This window comes from Nocardioides sp. Z30_9, from assembly GCF_058215735.1.
The window spans coordinates 431,695-450,534 of the sequence record NZ_JBZAJF010000003.1 but is presented as its reverse complement, the minus strand read 5'-3'; the positions used below and the strand labels follow the sequence as shown (position 1 = coordinate 450,534).

The 18,840-nt window shown below is 73.3% G+C and carries 15 protein-coding genes; 4 read left to right on the top strand and 11 right to left on the bottom strand.

What is annotated here, in order from left to right; genetic code table 11:
* Positions 1–18: 18 nt before the first annotated feature.
* Positions 19–339 carry a putative quinol monooxygenase gene (locus AC4BGB_RS20705; RefSeq protein ID WP_490548881.1) on the bottom strand — a complete coding sequence of 107 codons (321 nt, stop codon included), beginning with the start codon at positions 337–339 and terminating at the stop codon, positions 19–21.
* A 132-nt stretch (positions 340–471) separates the two neighbouring features.
* Here AC4BGB_RS20705 and AC4BGB_RS20700 point away from each other — a divergent pair, with 132 nt between their 5' ends.
* The 4 genes from AC4BGB_RS20700 to AC4BGB_RS20685 all read left to right on the top strand — a co-directional run bounded on the left by AC4BGB_RS20700 (position 472) and on the right by AC4BGB_RS20685 (position 6,368).
* Complete coding sequence (locus tag AC4BGB_RS20700; protein ID WP_490548880.1) at positions 472–1,263, top strand: IclR family transcriptional regulator; 792 nt, start codon at positions 472–474, stop codon at positions 1,261–1,263.
* 112 nt (positions 1,264–1,375) lie between these two features.
* Complete coding sequence (locus AC4BGB_RS20695) at positions 1,376–1,942, top strand: hypothetical protein (RefSeq protein WP_490548879.1); 567 nt, start codon at positions 1,376–1,378, stop codon at positions 1,940–1,942.
* Positions 1,939–3,546 carry a GMC family oxidoreductase gene (locus AC4BGB_RS20690; protein WP_490548878.1) on the top strand — a complete coding sequence of 536 codons (1,608 nt, stop codon included), beginning with the start codon at positions 1,939–1,941 and terminating at the stop codon, positions 3,544–3,546. Before AC4BGB_RS20695 ends, AC4BGB_RS20690 begins: the two co-directional genes overlap by 4 nt.
* 74 nt (positions 3,547–3,620) lie before the next feature.
* On the top strand, positions 3,621–6,368 hold the full coding sequence (locus AC4BGB_RS20685; RefSeq protein WP_490548877.1) for an FAD-binding and (Fe-S)-binding domain-containing protein: 2,748 nt from the start codon (positions 3,621–3,623) through the stop codon (positions 6,366–6,368).
* 6 nt (positions 6,369–6,374) lie between these two features.
* Here AC4BGB_RS20685 and AC4BGB_RS20680 read toward each other — a convergent pair whose 3' ends face one another.
* From AC4BGB_RS20680 to AC4BGB_RS20635, 10 genes are all read right to left on the bottom strand, one after another.
* Positions 6,375–6,560: a nuclear transport factor 2 family protein gene (locus tag AC4BGB_RS20680; protein ID WP_490548876.1), complete on the bottom strand. Its 186-nt coding sequence runs from the start codon at positions 6,558–6,560 to the stop codon at positions 6,375–6,377.
* Positions 6,505–8,985: a phenylalanine--tRNA ligase subunit beta gene (pheT, locus tag AC4BGB_RS20675; RefSeq protein ID WP_490548875.1), complete on the bottom strand. Its 2,481-nt coding sequence runs from the start codon at positions 8,983–8,985 to the stop codon at positions 6,505–6,507. The genes AC4BGB_RS20680 and pheT overlap by 56 nt, the downstream gene beginning before the upstream one ends.
* Complete coding sequence (gene pheS / locus AC4BGB_RS20670) at positions 8,982–10,088, bottom strand: phenylalanine--tRNA ligase subunit alpha (protein WP_490548874.1); 1,107 nt, start codon at positions 10,086–10,088, stop codon at positions 8,982–8,984. The genes pheT and pheS overlap by 4 nt, the downstream gene beginning before the upstream one ends.
* A gap of 112 nt (positions 10,089–10,200) precedes the next feature.
* Positions 10,201–11,244 (bottom strand): sensor histidine kinase, encoded by a 1,044-nt coding sequence (locus tag AC4BGB_RS20665; RefSeq protein WP_490548873.1) that lies wholly within the window; start codon positions 11,242–11,244, stop codon positions 10,201–10,203.
* A 118-nt stretch (positions 11,245–11,362) separates the two neighbouring features.
* Positions 11,363–12,394 carry a phosphatase PAP2 family protein gene (locus AC4BGB_RS20660; RefSeq protein WP_490548872.1) on the bottom strand — a complete coding sequence of 344 codons (1,032 nt, stop codon included), beginning with the start codon at positions 12,392–12,394 and terminating at the stop codon, positions 11,363–11,365.
* An 87-nt stretch (positions 12,395–12,481) separates the two neighbouring features.
* Complete coding sequence (locus tag AC4BGB_RS20655; RefSeq protein WP_490548871.1) at positions 12,482–13,330, bottom strand: PIG-L deacetylase family protein; 849 nt, start codon at positions 13,328–13,330, stop codon at positions 12,482–12,484.
* A complete protein-coding gene (locus AC4BGB_RS20650; protein ID WP_490548870.1) occupies positions 13,327–14,415 on the bottom strand; it encodes a glycosyltransferase family 4 protein in 1,089 nt (362 codons plus the stop codon). The genes AC4BGB_RS20655 and AC4BGB_RS20650 overlap by 4 nt, the downstream gene beginning before the upstream one ends.
* Entirely contained in the window at positions 14,412–15,437 is a 1,026-nt protein-coding gene (locus tag AC4BGB_RS20645) for a lysylphosphatidylglycerol synthase transmembrane domain-containing protein (protein WP_490548869.1), read from the bottom strand. The genes AC4BGB_RS20650 and AC4BGB_RS20645 overlap by 4 nt, the downstream gene beginning before the upstream one ends.
* A gap of 52 nt (positions 15,438–15,489) precedes the next feature.
* Entirely contained in the window at positions 15,490–18,060 is a 2,571-nt protein-coding gene (locus tag AC4BGB_RS20640; RefSeq protein WP_490548868.1) for a DUF4153 domain-containing protein, read from the bottom strand.
* Positions 18,060–18,767 carry a response regulator transcription factor gene (locus AC4BGB_RS20635; RefSeq protein WP_490548867.1) on the bottom strand — a complete coding sequence of 236 codons (708 nt, stop codon included), beginning with the start codon at positions 18,765–18,767 and terminating at the stop codon, positions 18,060–18,062. The genes AC4BGB_RS20640 and AC4BGB_RS20635 overlap by 1 nt, the downstream gene beginning before the upstream one ends.
* Positions 18,768–18,840: the final 73 nt, after the last annotated feature.

Sequence of the window (18,840 nt, the reverse complement as noted above, 5' to 3'; positions counted from 1 at the left end):
CGCACCAGTGGGTGTGACCTAGCCGACCTGGAACTCCGCCAGCTCGTCCCAGTGGTCACCCTCCATCAGCACGTTGCGGACCTGTGGGGTCTCCTGGACGTACTGCGGCAGGTCCTGCTGCGCCTTCTTGAAGTGGTCGCTGCCCACGTGCGCCTCCGCGGCGTCGTCCTTGAACGCCTCGATCAGCACGTACTGGTTCGGGTCCTCCACGCTGCGGGACCACTCGAAGAACAGGTTGCCGTCCTCGGCCCGGGTGGCCTCGGTGAACTCGCGGCTGAGCTCGACCCACTGGTCGGCGTACTCCGGCTTCACCTTCCACTTGACGCAGATGAAGATCATGTCGGCTCCTTGTCGTTCGGGGTGCTCGGTGAGTGCTCTCCTGGGCCCGCGATGCTGCCACGCCCGCCGCGTGGGCAACCAGCCGCGTTGTCGGCGGCTGAGAAGGGTTGCGCTGTTCCCTACTGTGAGGCCATGACGTCTGGTCGGGCCGAGCACAGTGCCCGACCCGGTTCGGTGCACCGGACCCTGGACATCCTCGAGGTCGTCGCCGCCCGCGGCGGGGCCAGCGCCAAGGAGATCGCGGACGCGACCGGTCTGCCACTGCCCACCGTCTACCGGCTCGCGCGCGAGCTGCTCGACAGCGACTACCTGGTGCACATCCGGGAGGAGAAGCGCTTCGAGCTCGGCTACAAGCTACACCAGCTCGGCGTCTCGCTGCACCAGCAGATCGGGGTGCCCCGCGAGGTGCGGGCCGAGGTGACCGCGCTGCACGAGCGGCTCGGGCTCGCGGCGTACTTCGCGGTCCACCGCGGCTCCCAGATCGCGGTGGTGTTCACCGCCGACTCCCCTGCCTGTCCCCGGCTGCGGCGGATCGACTTCGGGTTCCACGAGGCGCCGCACGCGACCGCCCTGGGCAAGATCCTGCTGGCCAACATGGACCCCGACCACCGGGCGCTGCTCCTCGACGAGGAGCCGATGCCACGGTTCGCGCCCGGCACCATCACCAGCCACCGGGAGCTGGCCGACCAGCTCGACGTCGTCGCCGGGCGGGACCTCGCCTGGGAGAACGACGAGTTCCAGGCCGGGGCGACCTGCGTGGCCGCTGCGGTGCGCAGCGGCGACGGGGTCCTGATCGGCTCGGTGGCGCTCTCCGGACCGGACGCGCGGATGCAGGTGGCCCCCGCCGAAATGGAGGCGGCCCTGCGCACGACCGCGTCGAGGGTGAGCCGGTTCTACCGGTCCGGGCGCACCCAGGAGGGCTGAGCGGCTCCCCGGCACCGGGGTTCTCATCGGCCGATAAGGCGGCTGGCCGGGCGAGGTGGCGGTTCCTAGTGTGGCGAGGGTCACACCGTCCCACCACCCTTGGAGCAACCCCATGGCCGACGCCTCGACCACACCCGCCATCACCGACAGCGCCCGGGACTCCCTGGTGCGCCTGCTCCGCGTGGCCTATCCGCACCCCAGCTTCCCCGACGGTCCCTACGAGCGGACCGCCGCGGAGGTGATCAGGCAGCTCGACGAGTCGCTGTGGCACCGGCTCACGCTGACCCAGGGCCTGGCATCGCTCGACGCCGCCGCCGGTGGCGACTTCGCCGGCCTGGACGACACGGCGGCGCTGGGGCTGCTCCGGGGGATGGAGGACGCGGAGTTCTTCACCTTCGTGCGCAGCGTCGCGGTGGCCTTCCTCTACAACGACCACGAGACCTGGGAGCTCCTCGGCTACGAGGGGCCGTCCTTCGACCAGGGCGGCTACCTGCACCGCGGCTTCGACGACCTCGCCTGGCTGCCGCCGGCGCGGATCGAGGAGTACGACGGGCCCGATCAGCTGGTCGAGGTCGCCCCCGATGACCAGCCCGACGAGCTGCCGGCCGTCGACCCTGCAGCGCCCACGCCCGTGACCACGACGCTGACGACGCCCCTGACGACGGAGGCCGCGCGATGAGCACCCAGGACCCCGGCCTCTCCCTGGGCCGCGACCACGGCAAGCCGATCGGCCACGACGAGGAGGTCGTGGTTGTCGTCGGCTCGGGAGCCGGCGGCGGCACCGTCGCCTACGAGCTCACCGCGCGGGGAGTCCCGTGCGTGGTCCTCGAGGCAGGCCCGCACCTGCTCCCGGAGGACTACGAGAACGACGAGTGGGCGGCGTTCAACCAGATGGCCTGGCTGGACAACCGCACGGCGTCGGGCTCGTTCCGGGTCGCGCGCGACTTCCCCAACCTGCCCGCCTGGCTGATCAAGGCGGTTGGTGGGACGACCACCCACTGGGCCGGGGCGACCCCGCGGTTCCGCGACTACGAGTTCCGCACCGCCACCCACTACGACGGCATCGAAGGCGCGAACCTGCTGGACTGGCCGATCAGCCTGGCCGACCTCGCGCCGTACTACGACCGCGCGGAGCGGGCGATCGGCTCCAGCCACCGGCACGGCCGTCCCCCGATGCCGGCCAACAACAACTACAAGGTGCTGGCCAACGGCGCCGAGAAGGTCGGCTACAAGTTCTTCGCGACCGGCCCCTACGGCACCAACTCCGAGCCGTACGACGGCCGGCCCGGGTCGGTCCAGGACGGGTTCAACTTCCAGGGGGACAAGCAGTCCTCGAAGTGGAGCACCGCCGTGCGCGAGATCCCACGGGCCGTGGCGACCGGGCTGTGCGAGCTGCGGCCCGAGTCCCAGGCCGTCCAGGTCACCCACGACGCCACCGGCCGCGCCGACGGCGTGCTCTACCTCGACAAGGACGGCAACCTGCACCGCCAGGCGGCGAAGGTGGTGTGCGTGGCGGGCAACTCGATCGAGTCCACCCGGCTGCTGCTGATGAGCGCGAGCTCGATGCACCCCGACGGTCTCGCGAACTCCTCGGGCCAGCTGGGGCGCAACTACATGCGCCACACCACCGGCTCGGTCTACGCACGGTTCGAGGAGCCGGTGCACATGTACCGCGGCGAGACCATGGCCGGCATCGTCGCCGACGAGGCGCGGCTCGACACCTCCCGCGGCTTCGCCGGTGGATACTACTTCGAGACCCTCTCCCTCGGCCCGGCCTTCCTCGCCTCGTTCGTCGAGCCGGGAGCATGGGGTCCGGAGCTGACCCAGCTGCTCGACGCCTACGAGAACACCGCAGGGCTGTGGATCGTCGGTGAGGACATGCCCCAGGAGAGGAACCGCGTGACCCTCAACCCGGCCGTGCAGGACCAGTGGGGCCTCCCCGTGCCCGACGTGAACTTCGAGGACCACCCCAACGACGTCGCGATGCGCGAGCACGCCTTCTCCCGCGCGGACATGCTCTACGAGGCCGTCGGCGCGCTCGGCACCCACCACACGCCGCCGTACCCGTCGACGCACAACCTCGGCACCTGCCGGATGAGCGAGCGTCCGCAGGACGGGGTGGTCGACAAGTGGGGTGAGGCGCACGACGTGCCGGGGCTGTTCGTCAGCGACGGCTCGGTGATGACCACCGGCGCCGCGGCCAACCCGACGCTGACGATCGTCGCGCTGGCGATCCGCCAGGCCGAGCACATCGCGGACCGGCTGGCCGGAGCGGGCTCCTGAGCACCCAGCATGCAGAAGCCGGCACCGGGCTCGCGTCCTCCCTCAGACGCGAGCTCGGTGCCTCTGCGTGCACCGTGAGCGGACGGGCGATCGACCTGCTCGCCCATGCCCACGACGCCTCGCACTACCTGCTCCACCCGCAGGTGCTGGTGACGCCCACGGGGGTCCCGGACGTCGCCGAGGTGATGCGCGCCTGCGGTCGCCTCGGCGTGCCGCTCACCTTCCGCGGCGGCGGCACCTCGCTCTCGGGCCAGGCGCTGAGCGACTCCGTGCTGGTCGACACCCGCGAGGGGTTCCGTCAGATCGAGGTGCTCGACGGCGGGGACCGGGTGCGGGTGGGTCCCGGTGCCACCGTGCGGTCGGTGAACGCACGGCTGGCCCCGCACGGGACCCGGCTCGGCCCCGACCCGGCCAGCGAGATCGCCTGCACGGTCGGCGGCGTGATCGCCAACAACTCCTCGGGGATGCAGTGCGGCACCGAGCTGAACACCTACAACACCCTGGAGTCGATGGTCGTCGTGCTGCCCTCGGGCACGGTCGTCGACTCCGGTGCGGCCGACGCCGCCCGCCACTTCGCCCAGGCCGAGCCCGAGCTGCACCGGGGGCTGGCCGAGCTGCGCGACCGGGTCCGCCGCGACCCGCGCTCGGTGGCGACCCTGGAGCGGCTGTTCAGCCTGAAGAACACGATGGGCTACGGGCTGAACGCGTTCCTCGACCACGACGACCCGCTGGAGATCCTCGTCCACCTGATGGTGGGCAGCGAGGGCACGCTGGGCTTCGTCGCCTCCGCGGTCTTCCGCACCGTCGAGGTGCTCCCCCGGGCCGCGACCGGGCTCTACGTCTTCGACGACCTCACCCAGGCGTCGAGGTCGGTCCCCGACGTCCTGGCCACCGGGGTCGCGACTGCGGAGCTGCTCGACGCGGCATCCTTGCGGGTGGCCCAGCAGGACCCCGGCTGCCCCTCGCAGATCCTGCGGCTCGACGTACGCCAGCACGCGGCGCTGCTGGTGGAGTTCCAAGCGCGCACGGCCGAGGAGCTCGCCGGGCTGCGCGCGGACGCCGAGCCCGCCGTCGGCCGGCTGCCGCTGTCGATGCCGGCCGAGATGACCGCGGAGCCCCGGGAGCGGGCCAGCCTGTGGCGCACCCGCAAGGGCCTCTACAGCGCCGTCGCCGGAGCACGCCCCCAGGGGATGAGCGCACTGCTGGAGGACGTCGCGGTGCCGGTGGCCAGCCTCGAGGAGATGTGCCGGGGGCTGACCACGATGATGGACGCCCACGGCTACGAGGACTCCGTGATCTTCGGGCACGCGCGCGACGGCAACCTGCACTTCATGCTCAACGAGCGCTTCGACGACCAGCGGCTGCTGGAACGCTACGAGGCGTTCACCCACGAGATGGTCGACCTGGTCCTCGGGCTCGGCGGCACCCTCAAGGCCGAGCACGGCACCGGGCGGATCATGGCGCCCTTCGTGGAGCGGCAGTACGGCGCCGACCTCACCGCGGTGATGCGCGACCTCAAGCGGCTGGTCGACCCGGCGCAGACGCTGAACCCCGGCTCGGTGCTCACCGACGACCCGCGCGGCTGGCTGAGCGACCTCAAGCCCAGCACCCGGGTCGAGGAGGAGGTCGACCGCTGCGTGGAGTGCGGCTTCTGCGAGCCGGTGTGTCCCTCCCGGTCGCTGACCACCACGCCCCGGCAGCGGATCGTGCTGCGCCGGGAGATGGCGCTCGCCGAGGCCCGCGGGGACGACGACCTGGTCCTGGAGCTGCGCCGCGACTTCGAGTACGACGGCATCCAGACCTGTGCGGTGGACGGGATGTGCGCCACCGCCTGCCCGGCGCTGATCAACACCGGCGACCTGGTCCGCCGGCTGCGGGCCGCCACCGAGAGCCCCCGGGAACGCCGGGCCTGGTCGTTCGCGGCCGGGCACTGGTCCGCGGCCACCCGCGGGGCCGCCGCCGCGCTCACCGTCGCCGACCGGCTCCCGGCCCCGGTGCCGGTGGCGCTCTCCCGGCTCGGTCGCGAGGTCGCCGGTGCCGAGCAGGTGCCGCTCTACGACCCGGGCCTGCCCCGGGGCGGCAGCGCCCGCTCCCCCGGCCCGTCCGCTGCTCCCGCCGCATCGCAGGGCGAGCCGGAGGCGGTCCTGTTCGCCGCCTGTGTGGGGACGATGTTCGGCGGCGGGAGCACCGCCGCGCTGCGCCGGGTGTGCGAGCGCGCCGGCGTGGTCCTGCGAACCCCCGACGACCTCGACGGGCTGTGCTGCGGGACCCCGTGGAAGTCCAAGGGCCACCTCGACGGCTACGCCCGGATGGCCGACCGCGTGCGGGCGTCGGTGCTGGTCGCGACCGAGGGAGGCCGGCTGCCGGTGATCGCGGACGCCAGCTCGTGCACCGAAGGGCTGGTGCAGATGCTCGCCCCCTCCGGGGTCGAGGTGCGCGACGCCACCGACTTCGTCGCCGACCGGGTGCTGCCCGGCCTGCGGGTCAGCACGCCGGTGCCGGCGGTGGTGGTCCACCCGACCTGCGCGAGCACCGCCCTGGGCAGCACCGACGCTCTCGTGCGGATCGCCGGCTTCCTCTCCGAGGAGGTCGTCGTCCCGGCCAGCTGGGGGTGCTGCGGGTTCGCCGGCGACCGGGGGCTGCTCCACCCCGAGCTCACCGCGTCGGCCACCGCCCCCGAGGCGGCCGAGATCGCCGGACTCGCGACACCGGCCGGGACGGCGTACGTCTCCAGCAACCGGACCTGCGAGCTCGGCATGCACCGCGCCACCGGCCAGGAGTACCGCCACGTCCTCGAGGTCCTCGACGAGTCGACCCGCTGACCCGGCTCAGGCGTCGGGGACCGAGCCGTGGAAGTGCGCGATCCTCCAGTCCCCGTCCACCCGCACCAGCCACAGCGAGAGCCGGTGGCCGCACCCTAGTGGCTCTCCGAGAGCCTCGCCGGAGTTCGGGAGGAGATCAGGCGCGCTGCTCGGCCCCGTGCCGCTCGACCGCCAGCGCCACCGCTGCGTCACGGGCGGCCGAGGTCTCCGGCTCGGTCAGCGTCCGGTCCGGTGCCCGGAAGCGCAGCGCGAACGCCAGTGACTTGCGGCCCTCACCCACCTGCTGCCCGGTGTAGACGTCGAAGAGACGCACCGACTCGCACAACGTCCCGGCTCCCTCGCGCAGCGTCGCCGCGAGCTCCTCGGCCGGCAGGTCGGCTGCCACCACGAGGGCGACGTCCTCCTTGGCGACCGGGTAGGTCGAGAAGTCGGGTGCGGCCGGTACGACGTCCGCGCGGGACAGCAGCGCCTCCAGGTCCAGCTCGGCGACCGAGGTGCGCGGCGGCACCCCGAAGTCCCGGCACACGTGCGGGTGCAGCTCACCGGCGTGGCCGACCGAGATCTCGCCGACGAGCAGCTCGGCGCAGCGACCCGGGTGCCACGGCGCAACAGCCGCCGACCTCACGGTGAGCTCGAGACCGAGCGCCTCCGCGAGGACCCGCGCGGTCTCGATGACGTCGCTCCAGCCGGCTGCCCGACCCTTGCCCCACCAGCCACCACGGTCGCGCTCACCGCACACGGCGAACGCGAGGTGGAGCGGCTGGTGCGGGACGGCTCGGTTCAGCGCCTCCCACTCCTGCTCGCTCGGTCGGCGGTCGACGGGCAGGATCGGCGCGCCGCCTCCGCGCGGGAGCGTGACCGGGGACGCCTCGAACAGGGCCAGGTCGTTCGCGCCGCGGCTGACGTTGCGGGCCACAGTGCGCAGCAGCCCGGGCAGCAGCGTCGTGGTCATCAGCGGCTCCTCGCTGCTCAGCGGGTTCGCCAGCCGCAGCGTCGTACGCCGGGCGTCGTCGGCCTCGAGCCCGAGCCGGTCGAGGTCGGCCTCCCCGACGAACGGGAAGTTCAGCACCTCGACGTACCCCTGGCCCGCGAGCGTGCGACCCACGCGGCGGCGCAGGGACTGCTCGACGGTGAGGCCGCGTCCGGGCGGCGCCTGCGGGAGCACGCTGGGGATGTCGTCGTACCCGACGATCCGGGCGACCTCCTCGACGAGGTCGAAGGGGTCGTTGAGGTCGGGGCGCCACGGCGGCACCGTCGCGGTGAGCGTGTCCGCCGCCGCGTCGACCTCGCAGCCGACCGCCTCGAGGTTCGCGATCGAGGTGTGCGAGGCGATGTCCATCCCGGTGACGCGGGCAGGCAGGTCGATCGGGATCGTGATCGAGGGCTGCACGGGCGGCTCGCCGACGACGGTCACGCCGTCCTCGATGGTGCCGCCGCCGTACTCCGCGAGCAGCTCGGCGACCCGGTCGGCCGCGGCCTCGCAGATCGTCGGGTCGACGCCGCGCTCGTTGCGCTTGCCGGCCTCCGAGGTCAGCTTGTGGCGCCGGCCGGTGCGGAACATCGAGCGCGCGTCCCAGTGGGCCGCCTCGATCAGCACGCGAGTGGTGGTCTCGGACATCTCCGTGGTCTGGCCGCCCATCACCCCGCCGAGGCCGATGATGCCCGAGTCGTCGGTCACCACCAGGTCCTCCGGTGACAGGGTGCGGTCGTTGCCGTCGAGGGTGGTCAGGTGCTCGCCCTCGGTGGCGCGGCGTACCCGGATCGGGCCGGTGAGCTTGTCGGCGTCGTAGCCGTGGATCGGGCGCCCCAGCTCGAACATCACGTAGTTGGTGACGTCGACGGCCAGGGAGATCGGCCGCTGCCCGACGAGCAGCAGGCGCCGGGCCATCCAGTCCGGGGTCGGCGCGCTCGGGTCGAAGCCGGAGACGGTGCGGGCGACGAAGACCGGGCAGCCCTCGGCGTCGTCGACGACGACCGGGTAGCCGTCCGCGTTCGGCGCCGGGGTCTTCCGGTCGGCGGGGTCGTGGAACGCGACTCCGTGGGCGAGCGCCGCCTCGCGGGCGACGCCGCGCAGCGACAGCGCGTAGGCACGGTCGGGGTTGATCTCGAACTCGATCACCTCCTCGCGCAGCTTCAGCAGCTCGAAGACGTCGTCGCCCGGCTCCCCCGCGTCGGCGGGGAGCACCAGGATGCCGTCGTGGTCGTCGCCGAGGCCGAGCTCGCGGGTGGAGCAGATCATCCCGGCGGAGAGGTGCCCGTAGGTCTTCCGCGCGGAGATCTCGAAACCGCCGGGCAGCACGCCGCCCGGGAGCACGACCACCACGAGGTCGCCGGGGGCGAAGTTGTGCGCGCCGCAGACGATCCCCTGGGGCTCACCGGTCCCGTTGGCCGCACCGACGTCCACGGTGCACCAGTTGATGGTCTTGCCGTTCTTCTGCGGCTCGGGCTCCATCGTCAGCACGCGGCCGATCACCAGCGGGCCGGTGATGTCGTGGCCGGGGCGCTCGATCGCCTCGAGCTTGAGGCCGAGCGCGGTCAGCCGGGCGGCGAGGTCGTCGACGGAGACGTCGGCCGGGAGGTCGGCGTACTCGCGGATCCAGGAGACGGGGGCCTTCATGACAGATCCGATCCGAAAGCGTTGGAGAAGCGGACGTCACCCTCGAACATGTCGCGCATGTCGGCGACTCCGTGACGGAACATCAGGGTGCGGTCGATGCCCATGCCGAACGCGAAGCCGGTGTAGCGCTCCGGGTCGACGCCGCAGGCGGTGAGCACCCGCGGGTTCACCACGCCGCAGCCGCCCCACTCGATCCAGCCCTCGCCCTTGCAGGTGCGGCAGTCCTCCACGGCGGGCGACTGGCCGCGGCACACGAAGCAGCGCAGGTCGACCTCGGCGCTCGGCTCGGTGAACGGGAAGTACGACGGCCGGAACCGGGTCGTGATCCCGGCGCCGAAGATCGACTCGGAGAAGTGGTCCAGCGACCCCTTCAGGTGGGCCATCGTGATCCCGCGGTCGATGACGAGTCCCTCGACCTGGTGGAACATCGGGCTGTGCGTGGCGTCGTACTCGTCGGTGCGGAACACGCGGCCCGGGCAGACGACGTAGATCGGGGGCTCGCGGGTCAGCATCGTGCGCGCCTGCACCGGGGAGGTGTGCGTGCGCAGCACCAGGTGGTCCTCGGGCGGGTCGGCCCAGAACGTGTCCTGCATCGTCCGCGCCGGGTGGTCCGGGCCGAGGTTGAGCGCGTCGAAGTTGAGCCACTCGGCCTCGACGAGCGGACCCTCGGCGACCTCCCAGCCCATCGCCACGAACACGTCGGCGATCCGCTCGGAGAGCGTCGTGATCGGGTGCCGGGCGCCCTTGGTGGCCCGGTCCCAGGGCAGCGTGACGTCGACGGCCTCCTCGACGAGCATCCGGGCCTCGGCCTCGGCCTCGAGCTCGGCCTGCTTCTTCGCGAGCGCCTGGTTGACCGCGCCGCGTGCCTGCCCGACCCGGCGGCCGGCGTCCTTGCGGGCCTGCGGGGGCAGCGCCCCGATCTCCCGGTTCGCCAGCGCCAGCGGCGACCGGTCCCCGGCATGCTCGGTCCGCACCTGCTTGAAGCTCTCGAGGTCGGTGGCCGCGGCGATCGCCGCGAGGGCGCTCTCCCGCATCGCGTCCACCTGCTCCTCCTCCAGCGGGGTCACCTGGACCGGGTCGTACTCGGAGTTGGGGCCCGACATCGTTGCCTCTCGCTGGACTCACACGGAACAGTGCGCCTGCCAGTCTAGGAAGTCGGAGCCCGGACCGGCGAACCGACCGGCCAACCCACCGGCCAGCCGGTACCGCCTGCGGCTAGCTCCGCAGGTCCTCGCAGGGCCAGCGGACCTCGATCCGGGCGCCGCCGGAGTCGGAGTCGGTGATCTCGACCTCGCCGCCGTGGACCCGGACGAGGCCGTTGACGATGTACATCCCCAGGCCGCTGCCCCCGCGGACGCCGTGCTTCCAGAACTTGGTGAACACCCGCGCGCGGATGGGCTCGGCGATGCCCTCGCCCTCGTCGTCGACGCGGATCCGCACGCCGGCGAAGGGCTCGGTGATCGCCGAGACGCTGACCTGGACGGTGCCCTCCCCGTGGCGCAGGGCGTTGTCGACGAGGTTGGTCACGACCTGGGTGCACTTGTCGGGGTCCGCGGACACCTGCGGGAGGTCGTCGTCGTACGCCGACTCGATGGTGCGGTGCGTACCGACCCGCAGCGACTCCACGCACCGCTCCACCAGGGCCTGCGGGTCCACCGGCCGGGGGTAGAGCGGAAGCCGCCCGGTGTCGATGCGGGCCACGTCGAGGAGCTCGGTGATCAGCCGGGACAGTCGCTCGGCGTCGGAGTGCACCGTGTGCAGCATCAGCTTCTTCTGCTCGTCGTTGAGCCGGTCCCACTTGCTGAGCAGGGTGGAGACGAACCCCTTGACCCCGGTCAGCGGGGAGCGCAGCTCGTGCGCGACGGTGGCCACCAGGTCGGAGCGGTCCCGGTCCAGCCGGGCCCGCCCGCGACCGGAGCGGATCACCAGGCCGACGCTGCCGACGGGGCCGAACCGGCCCACCCGGTTGATCCGTCCGGTGACCAGGACCTCGACGCCGGCGGAGGTCAGCCAGGACTGCTCGGTGAGGCCGACCCGGCTGCCGAGCCCGTCGTATGGGTTGTTCACGGAGTACCAGTCGTGGCTCTCCTGGTCCTGCAGCGCCATCACGTCGCGGAGGTGCTGACCGGGTTTAGCACTACGGCCGAGCAGCCGCCGCGCGACCGCGTTCACCACGGTGACCACGCCGTCGGCGTCCGCGATCACGACCCCGTCTGGCAGCTGGTCGACGACACTGGCGCTGGGCTCCTCCTGGTCCACGGGCGTCAGCCTAGGGTGCGGGCGCCGTCTCGACGGCCGACGCGCTGCCGCCGAGAAGGCGCTTCTCCCGACCAGCGCTCACCGCACGGGCTCAACGCACGGGCCTCATCGCACCGGCTCACCGAACGGGAGCAGCCACGGCCCCGCGGTCGGGCACCCGGGGCGAGACGGTCCACCGGCCGAGCCGCACGCTGACCCAGGCGATGAGCAGGCCGGCCACGTCGTCGAGGGCGAAGTGCCAGCCCAGGTAGACGGTCGCCACGATCGTGGCGACCAGGTAGACGGCCAGCACGCGGGCGGTGCGGCGCAGGCCGTAGTACGCCGCCATCAGCACGATCACCGCGGTCACGCCCACGTGCAGGCTGGCGAAAGCGGAGACCTGCGCGAAGGCGTCCGGCGCCCCCGGGTCCGCGAGCAGGTGGGCGCGCTGAGCCAGGTAGCGGGCCTGGGTGTCCTGGATCATCGTGTGCGGCAGGCCGGCGAACTCCTGGGGGGCCGACCAGAACGGGCCCAGTGACGGGATCGCGTAGTAGCAGGCGACGCCGAGGATCCACACCCACACCATCGAGGCGACGTAGACCGCGCCCTCACGGAGCCGCTCGGTGAGCACCACCGCGGCGACCAGCGCCACCGAGACCAGCGAGGAGAACGACTCGTAGACGACCATCAGCACGTAGGCGGCAACGTGCTCGCCCAGCAGGTCGTGCAGCAGCACCGCCGGGCTGTGCCCACCGAGCAGCCAGCGGTCCGCGGCCAGGAGCAGGTCGTCGCGGGGGCGGTTGAACACGTCCCAGCTCTTCAGGTTGTGGTAGCACAGGTAGACCAGCTGGTAGGCCAGCAGCAGGCTGCCGGCCCCGGCCAGCCGCAGCCAGGTCCACCGCGCCCGTGCCGCTCCCCAGGCCGCGCGGGGCGTACGCCGTCCGCCGGCGCGACCGGCCCGGACCCAGCCGTCGAGCAGCACCAGCACGACCAGGATCCACAGCAACTCGGCCCCGCGGCCCCAGAAGAAGCCCCCGTGGGGGTCCCGCACCGGGATGCCGACCTGCGCCGAGCGCACCAGGGTGATCGCGGCGAACACGGCGACCACGGCCCACAGCCGCAACATCCACCCCGGCGGCCCACCGAGCGGCGACCCTGCGCTGTGCTGCATCTGCGCCTCCCTGGTCGGTTGTCCTGTCCTGGTCTGGAGGGGTCTGGTCGGGTCTGTCTCGCGGCGCCGTCCGGTGGGCGGTCGGCCTCAGTCGCGCAGCGAGGCGAACACGTCCTCGAGCCGGTCGGGGGCCCGGCGGCCGTGCTCGACGTACCACTCCCGGCCGAAGACCACCCAGAACAGCGGCAGCGGTAGCCGCGCGAACCGGTCGAGCGCCCGGACACCTCCTCCGCCCCGCCGCTGCGAGCCGTGTGCCGCGATCGCTGCCCGCTTCTGGCGCAGCGCCCCCCGCACCCCGACCCGGTGGGTGATCGTCCCGGGGTCGGCGAAGACCCGGGTGGTCGCCACCGGCGACGTGCCGAGCGGGTGGCCGAGCAGGGCGAGCAACCGCAACCCGGTGGAGAACAGCCGCCCCGGGACCGTCGCCTCCAGCACGACCGGCGTCCCCACCAGCCGGGCAGCGAGCACGCCCACCCGGTGCACCTGGACATGGTCGGGATGCCCGTAGCCGCCGTTGCGGTCGTAGATCGTGAGCACGTCGGCCTGCTCCTCGCGCAGCACCGCGGCCAGGTCGGCCGCGCACCGGTCGGCGTCGGCGCGGCTGAACGACTCAGGCCCACCCAGCCCATGGTCGGGCCCAGAATCCAGCCCGGAATCCAGCCCAGAATCCAGCCCGGAGTCGGCGAGGCCCAGCCCCACCACCCGGGCACAGCCCAGGATCCGCGCGGAGGCGGCGAGCTCGGTCATCCGTACGCCGGCGAGGGTGTCGCCGGAGCCGTCCCGCTCACCGGCCAGCCCGCGCTCCCCCGCGGTCGCCGTGACCAGGACGACGCGGTGCCCCTGCGCCGCCGTCCGGGCGAGCAGTCCGCCGGTCAGCAGGGCCTCGTCGTCGGGATGGGCGTGGAAGGAGACCATCGTGAATCGCTGCTCGCTCATCGCGACTGCTCCACGCGTGGTGCCGCGCCCCGGGCCTCGGCGTAGACGCGCTCGTGGGTCCCCAGGGACCGCTCCCAGGAGAGGCCGTGCGCGACGGTGCGGTTGTGCTCGGAGATCTCCTGGCGCAGCGGCGCGTCCTCGACGAGGCGGACCAGTGCACGCGCCAAGCCGGTGTCGTCGACGCCGAGCAGCCCGTCGACACCGTCCTCGATGAACTCCACCAGGCCCGTGCCGCGCCGCCCCACGACCGGGAGCCCCACCGCACGTGCCTCGAGCGCGGCCAGTCCGAAGGACTCCAGGACCGCCGGGGCGACGTAGACCTCGGAGTGCGCCAGCTCCTCCAGAACTCCCTCGGGGTCGAGCCGGCCGGTGACCCGGACCCGGTCCGCGACGTGCAGCCGCCGCGCGAGCCGCTCCAGCCCGCGCCGCTGCGGACCGTCCCCGACGACGGTGAGCCGGACCGGTCGGCTGGTCGCCTCGCCGACCGCCGCGAAGACCCGCAGCAAGTCCAACGGGCGCTTGCGGTGGGCGACCCGCATGGTGCTCACCAGCCGGACCTCCTGGCCCTCGGCCGGCGTCCGCGCACGGGGTGCGGCGTCGACCGCGTTCGGGATCACCTGTACCCGGGTGCCGACTGGCAGCCGGCGGCGTACCTCGCCCGCCGCCACCCCGCTCACCGCCGTCCAGGTCACTGGCGCCGAGCGCAGCCCGCTCAGTGCCGCGGCCAGCGCCGGGACCGGTCCCATCCCGCTCCACAGCGAGTGCACCGTCACCACCGTGGGCACCCCGCGGCGGGCCAGCACCCCGGCCAGCGGAGCGGTGAACGGCGCGATCACCGAGACGTGGGCGTGCACCAGGTCGAAGTCCTCGGCGCGGACCCGGAGGCCCTGGGCCAGCGACCGCGCCCGGATCACCTGCACCGGTCCTGCGTCCGCGCTGGTCACGGTCTCCGCGGTGCGGGGGCTGGAGGTGAGCACGGTGACGCGGGCGCCGTCGAGCGCCTGCTGCAGCGCCAGGCAGGCGACGTGCGCCTCGATGCCGCCGACCACCGGCGGGTAGTGGTCGGTCAGGTGCAGGATCCTCATGCGGCCGCCCCGGCCCGGGAGCGCGTCCCTCGCTGGCACCACAGCCAGCCCGCGAGCATGGCGCCGCCGAGCGGGATCTCCATCACCACCAGGAAGACGCGGCACAGCAGCACCCCGGCCACGGCCTGGACCGGCGAGAGACCGGACCCGACCAGCCAGGCGATCGCGCCCACCTCGGCGACCCCCGCGCCCCCGGGCGTGATCGCGACCAGGGTGCCGAGCCGCTCGATCGCCGCGGCCATCAGCACGACTGTCACCGGGGCCTGGAGACCGACCGCGCGCAGGCTGACGTCGAGCAGCGCCACCTGGGCCGCGATGTAGCCGGCGCTGGCGAGGAGCAGCCGCGGTGCCCCGGCGCGGAGCAGCCCGCGGACCCGGGACCAGCACTCCACCGTCTGCTGCCGCAGCCGTCCGAGCACCACGACCCGGCTGCTCGTGCCGGGGCTGAGCCGGTGCAGCGCTGGCACCAGCAGCGCCGCCGCCAACAGGCCCACCGCACAGCAGGCGGCCATCGCCCAGACGGTGGTCGGCACCTGCGCGGAGACCAGGACCAGCCCGGCCACCGCCACCAGCGGCAGCACCAGCTTGGTGAGCGCGTCCAGCGCGTTGGTGAGCAGGCAGTACGCCGCGAACGCATGGTTGCTGTGCCCCCACCGGGTCACCATCCGCCAGTTCAGCGCCGTACCGACGGCCCCGCCGAGCGGCACCACGTTGGCCACGGCGCTGCCGCTGAGGTTGAGCAGCAGGCTGCGGGAGACGCCGAGGCCGGGAAGCGCTGCGGAGAGCACCAGGCAGTAGACGGCCAGCCCGCCGAGCCAGATCGTGGTCAGCACGAGGAGCTGCTCGGCAGAGACACCCCGCAGGATCGCGGCGACCTCACCCCACCCCACGTGGGCGACGCCGTGGGTGGCGGTCCACAGCCCGCCGCCGAGCACCGCCGCCACCAGGAAGGTCCTTCCCAGCAGCCGCGCACACGCACTGCGTCGCGACCTGCGGATCCGAGGCACAGGAGTGATCTCCATCACTTCAGTACAGCAGGGCACGCCTGACCTGCACAGGTGGACCTTCGGCGGGCTACGGGCAGCTCTGCCTGCCGCCCGGCGTCCCGGGTCCGGGCAGGACCAGCCTCGCCCACGTGTCGTCGGCCCTGGCCCGGGACAGGTTCCAGCCCTGCCAGGAGTCCTCGGCGGGACGGAACCCCCGGAGCGCGCATGCTGCCTGCTCGGGCGGGAGCTCGGCGAGGGTGGGCACCGCGTCCGCGCTCAGCCCGCGCAGGTAGCCCCAGTCGACCTTGCCGGTGGCCTCGTACCGCTCGAGGTTGTGCCGCGCGATCCACGCGTCCGGGTTGGCGACCGCCAGGCCCAGCAGCATCGCGGCGCCGGAGAGCAGCGCCATCCGGGGCAGCCACCAGCCGCGCAGCCGGATGCCCGCCACCACGACCGCGACCACCACCAGCCCCAGCCAGAGCTCGAACACGTCGACCAGCAGCCGAAGCCGGGTGAAGCCGTAGGCGTCCTGGTAGAGGTCCATCCGGTGCAGCGCGGAGACCACGACCACCAGGGTGAGCAGGCACAGCACCCCCAGCGATCCCCGCAACCACCACTGGTCGGCGGGGGTCGTGCCCGCCTTGCGCGATGCCACCCACACCACCAGCAGGGTGAGCGCGGTGGCGACCGTGAGCTGGCCGAACCCCTGGTGCACGTACTGCGCGTAGGTCAGCCCCGTGACCCGGCGCACGTAATCGTGCCCGCCGAGGAACGCGGCGGCCTGCGCCGCGAGGAAGAGCACGAACACCGCGTCCACGAGCAGCACCGGCGCCAGCCACTCGAAACGGTGCTGGGCCGGTCGGCGTACGACGGGAGACTCGACGGCCGGCGGGTTGATGGCGAGGTACGCCGCCGCGAGCACCACCCCGCCGACCGCCACGGTCACGAACACCCGCAGGAGCACGCTGTCCCGCACGTCGGGGACGACCGTGTTGACCCAGTGGCCGAAGATCGCGTCCCCGCTGGCGAACAGGACGCCGAAGACGAGCACACCCATCACGGAGAGCGCGACCGTCCTGGCCACGGCCGCGCTGTTGCTGCCACCGGCGAGGACCCGCATGGTGCGGCCCAGCCAGGGCAGTCCGCGCAGCCCGGCGAACGGCCAGGCGATCGCCGCGAGCACCATCCCCCAGGCCGACCTGGCGCCGGTCACGGCCGCGGTGACCAGCACGACGGAGACCAGGACGCCGAGCGCCGTGAGCCACCCGGCGTCGCGGAACGTGGGCAGCAGGGCGAACCCGGTGGCCAACGCGGCGCACGCCCAGGCGAACGGCGTACGCCGCCGCCGGCTGACCCAGAGCACCACCAGGCCGGAGGCCAGCATCACCAGCGACGCCCCCAGGCCCAGGGCCGCGAACGGGAGCGCGAGCCCGGCGAAGACCCCGATCGCGAGGCAGGCGAGCAGCACCCCGCGCCTCGGCGGCACGCCGCGGTCCGGCCACACCTGGCCGAACAGGGAGTCCAGGACGCCCTCGGGCATCGGGCGCGGCGGCAGCGGTCGCGCCACTGGCGGGGACGCAGGCCCCGGGGCCGTGGGAGGTGGGGTCATCGTGGGGTTCCTCTCGTGGTTTCCGGGGGGTGCGGTGGGGGTGGCGTGCGCCGGCAGCTCGACGCGGAACCGGGCGCCGGCCTCACCGGCCCCGGGCTCCACCAGCCGGATCTGCCCCCCGTGCAGATCCGTCACCCACCGGGCGATGGCCAGTCCCAGACCGGTCCCGCCACCCAGCGGGTCGTGCAACGTGCCGAACCGCTCGAAGACCCGTTCCCGGTCCTCCGGCGCGATTCCCGATCCCTCGTCCGACACCTCGATGCGCACCAGCTCGCCGACCCGGCCCGCGTGCACCCGCACGGTCGCGCCGGCAGGGCTGTGCCGCACGGCGTTGTCCAGCAGGTTGGCCAGCAGCTGGTGCAGTCGCGAGCGGTCGGCGTGCACGACCAGGTCGGCCGGCTCGACACGTACGTCGAACCGCACCTCTCGCGCCGGGGCACCCGCCTCCCCCACGGCCTCGGCGACCAGCTCGGCCACCGGCACCTCGGTGCGGTCCAGGGGCACCACGCCGGCATCGACGCGGGAGAGGTCGAGGAGGTCGGCGACCAGGTTGCTCAAGCGCTCCGCCTGGCCGAGCGCGACCCGGATCGTGGCCGGGTCGGGCTCGCTGACCCCGTCGTCGAGGTTCTCCAGGACGGCGACGAGCGCCGTCAGCGGCGTACGCAGCTCGTGGGAGACGTTCGCGACCAGGTCGCGGCGCTGCCGGTCGACCCCGGCCAGGTCGGCGGCCATCCGGTTGAAGGCGCGCGCCAGCTCCCCCACCTCGTCGTTCGAGGAGGTCTGCACCCGCACGTCGTAGTCGCCGGCGGCCATCCGCCGGGCCGCCTCGGTCATCTGCCGCAGCGGGGAGGTCATCCCCACGGCGAGGAGCTGGGTGACGCCAAGTGCGAGCAGCACCGTCACCGGGATGCTCAGCGCCGCGGGCACCGTCCCTGCGCCCAGGGTCGCCAGGACCGCGGCGACCAGCACGCTGACGGCCACGAGCAGACCGAGCTTCACCTTGATCGAGGTGAGCTGGCGCAGCGGCTCGCGTGGGGCCGGAGCCGACATCAGCAGGCCTCGAGCGCGTACCCGACGCCGTGCACCGTGCGCACCCGCTCCGCGCCGATCTTCGAGCGCAGCGCCTTCACGTGGCTGTCCACCGTGCGGGTGGCGCCGGCACCGCCGTCCCAGCCCCAGACGTCGGCCAGCAGCCGCTCCCGGGTCAGGACCTGGCCCGGCTTGCTGGCCAGGGCGCCGAGCAGGTCGAACTCGGTGGGGGTCAGGTGCAGCTCCACGCCCTGCAGCCAGGTACGCCGGGCGCCCGGGTCGATCCGCAGGGCGCCGACCTCCATGCTCCGGGGCGGGCTCGCCGCAGCCTGGTCCACCAGCTGCTGGGCGCGGCCCACCCGGCGCAGCAGGGCGGCGACCCGGGCGACCAGCTCGCGCATCCGGAACGGCTTGGTCAGGTAGTCGTCGGCCCCGACCCCGAGCCCGACGAGCACGTCGGCCTCGTCGTCGCGGGCGGTGAGCATCAGCACCGGGACGGGACGGCGCTGCTGGATCCGCCGGCACACCTCGAGGCCGTCGAAGCCGGGCAGCATCACGTCGAGCACCACCAGGTCGGGGTGGTGCTCCTCGAAGGCGACGACCGCGCCAGGGCCGTCGTACGCCGAGACGACGCGGTGCCCCTCCGCCCGGAGCCGGTCCCCCACGGCCTGGTTGATCAGCGGCTCGTCCTCGACGACCAGCACGGTCGTGGGGTTCTCCGGGTCCATGTCAGGAGCGTAGGAGCGCCGGTGGTCGGGAGGTGTGCGCGCAACGTGAAGGTTGTGTGCAGATCGCGCGGTC

What these genes read in the sequence shown, in the direction of transcription:
- AC4BGB_RS20700 (WP_490548880.1), top strand. Translation starts at nt 472, where the DNA reads ATGACGTCTGGTCGGGCCGAGCACAGTGCCCGACCCGGTTCGGTGCAC.
- AC4BGB_RS20695 (WP_490548879.1), top strand. Translation starts at nt 1,376, where the DNA reads ATGGCCGACGCCTCGACCACACCCGCCATCACCGACAGCGCCCGGGAC.
- pheS (WP_490548874.1), bottom strand. Translation starts at nt 10,088, where the DNA reads ATGTCGGGCCCCAACTCCGAGTACGACCCGGTCCAGGTGACCCCGCTG.
- AC4BGB_RS20650 (WP_490548870.1), bottom strand. Translation starts at nt 14,415, where the DNA reads ATGAGGATCCTGCACCTGACCGACCACTACCCGCCGGTGGTCGGCGGC.
- pheT (WP_490548875.1), bottom strand. Translation starts at nt 8,985, where the DNA reads ATGAAGGCCCCCGTCTCCTGGATCCGCGAGTACGCCGACCTCCCGGCC.
- AC4BGB_RS20655 (WP_490548871.1), bottom strand. Translation starts at nt 13,330, where the DNA reads ATGAGCGAGCAGCGATTCACGATGGTCTCCTTCCACGCCCATCCCGAC.
- AC4BGB_RS20705 (WP_490548881.1), bottom strand. Translation starts at nt 339, where the DNA reads ATGATCTTCATCTGCGTCAAGTGGAAGGTGAAGCCGGAGTACGCCGAC.
- AC4BGB_RS20690 (WP_490548878.1), top strand. Translation starts at nt 1,939, where the DNA reads ATGAGCACCCAGGACCCCGGCCTCTCCCTGGGCCGCGACCACGGCAAG.
- AC4BGB_RS20645 (WP_490548869.1), bottom strand. Translation starts at nt 15,437, where the DNA reads ATGGAGATCACTCCTGTGCCTCGGATCCGCAGGTCGCGACGCAGTGCG.
- AC4BGB_RS20640 (WP_490548868.1), bottom strand. Translation starts at nt 18,060, where the DNA reads ATGTCGGCTCCGGCCCCACGCGAGCCGCTGCGCCAGCTCACCTCGATC.
- AC4BGB_RS20660 (WP_490548872.1), bottom strand. Translation starts at nt 12,394, where the DNA reads ATGCAGCACAGCGCAGGGTCGCCGCTCGGTGGGCCGCCGGGGTGGATG.
- AC4BGB_RS20635 (WP_490548867.1), bottom strand. Translation starts at nt 18,767, where the DNA reads ATGGACCCGGAGAACCCCACGACCGTGCTGGTCGTCGAGGACGAGCCG.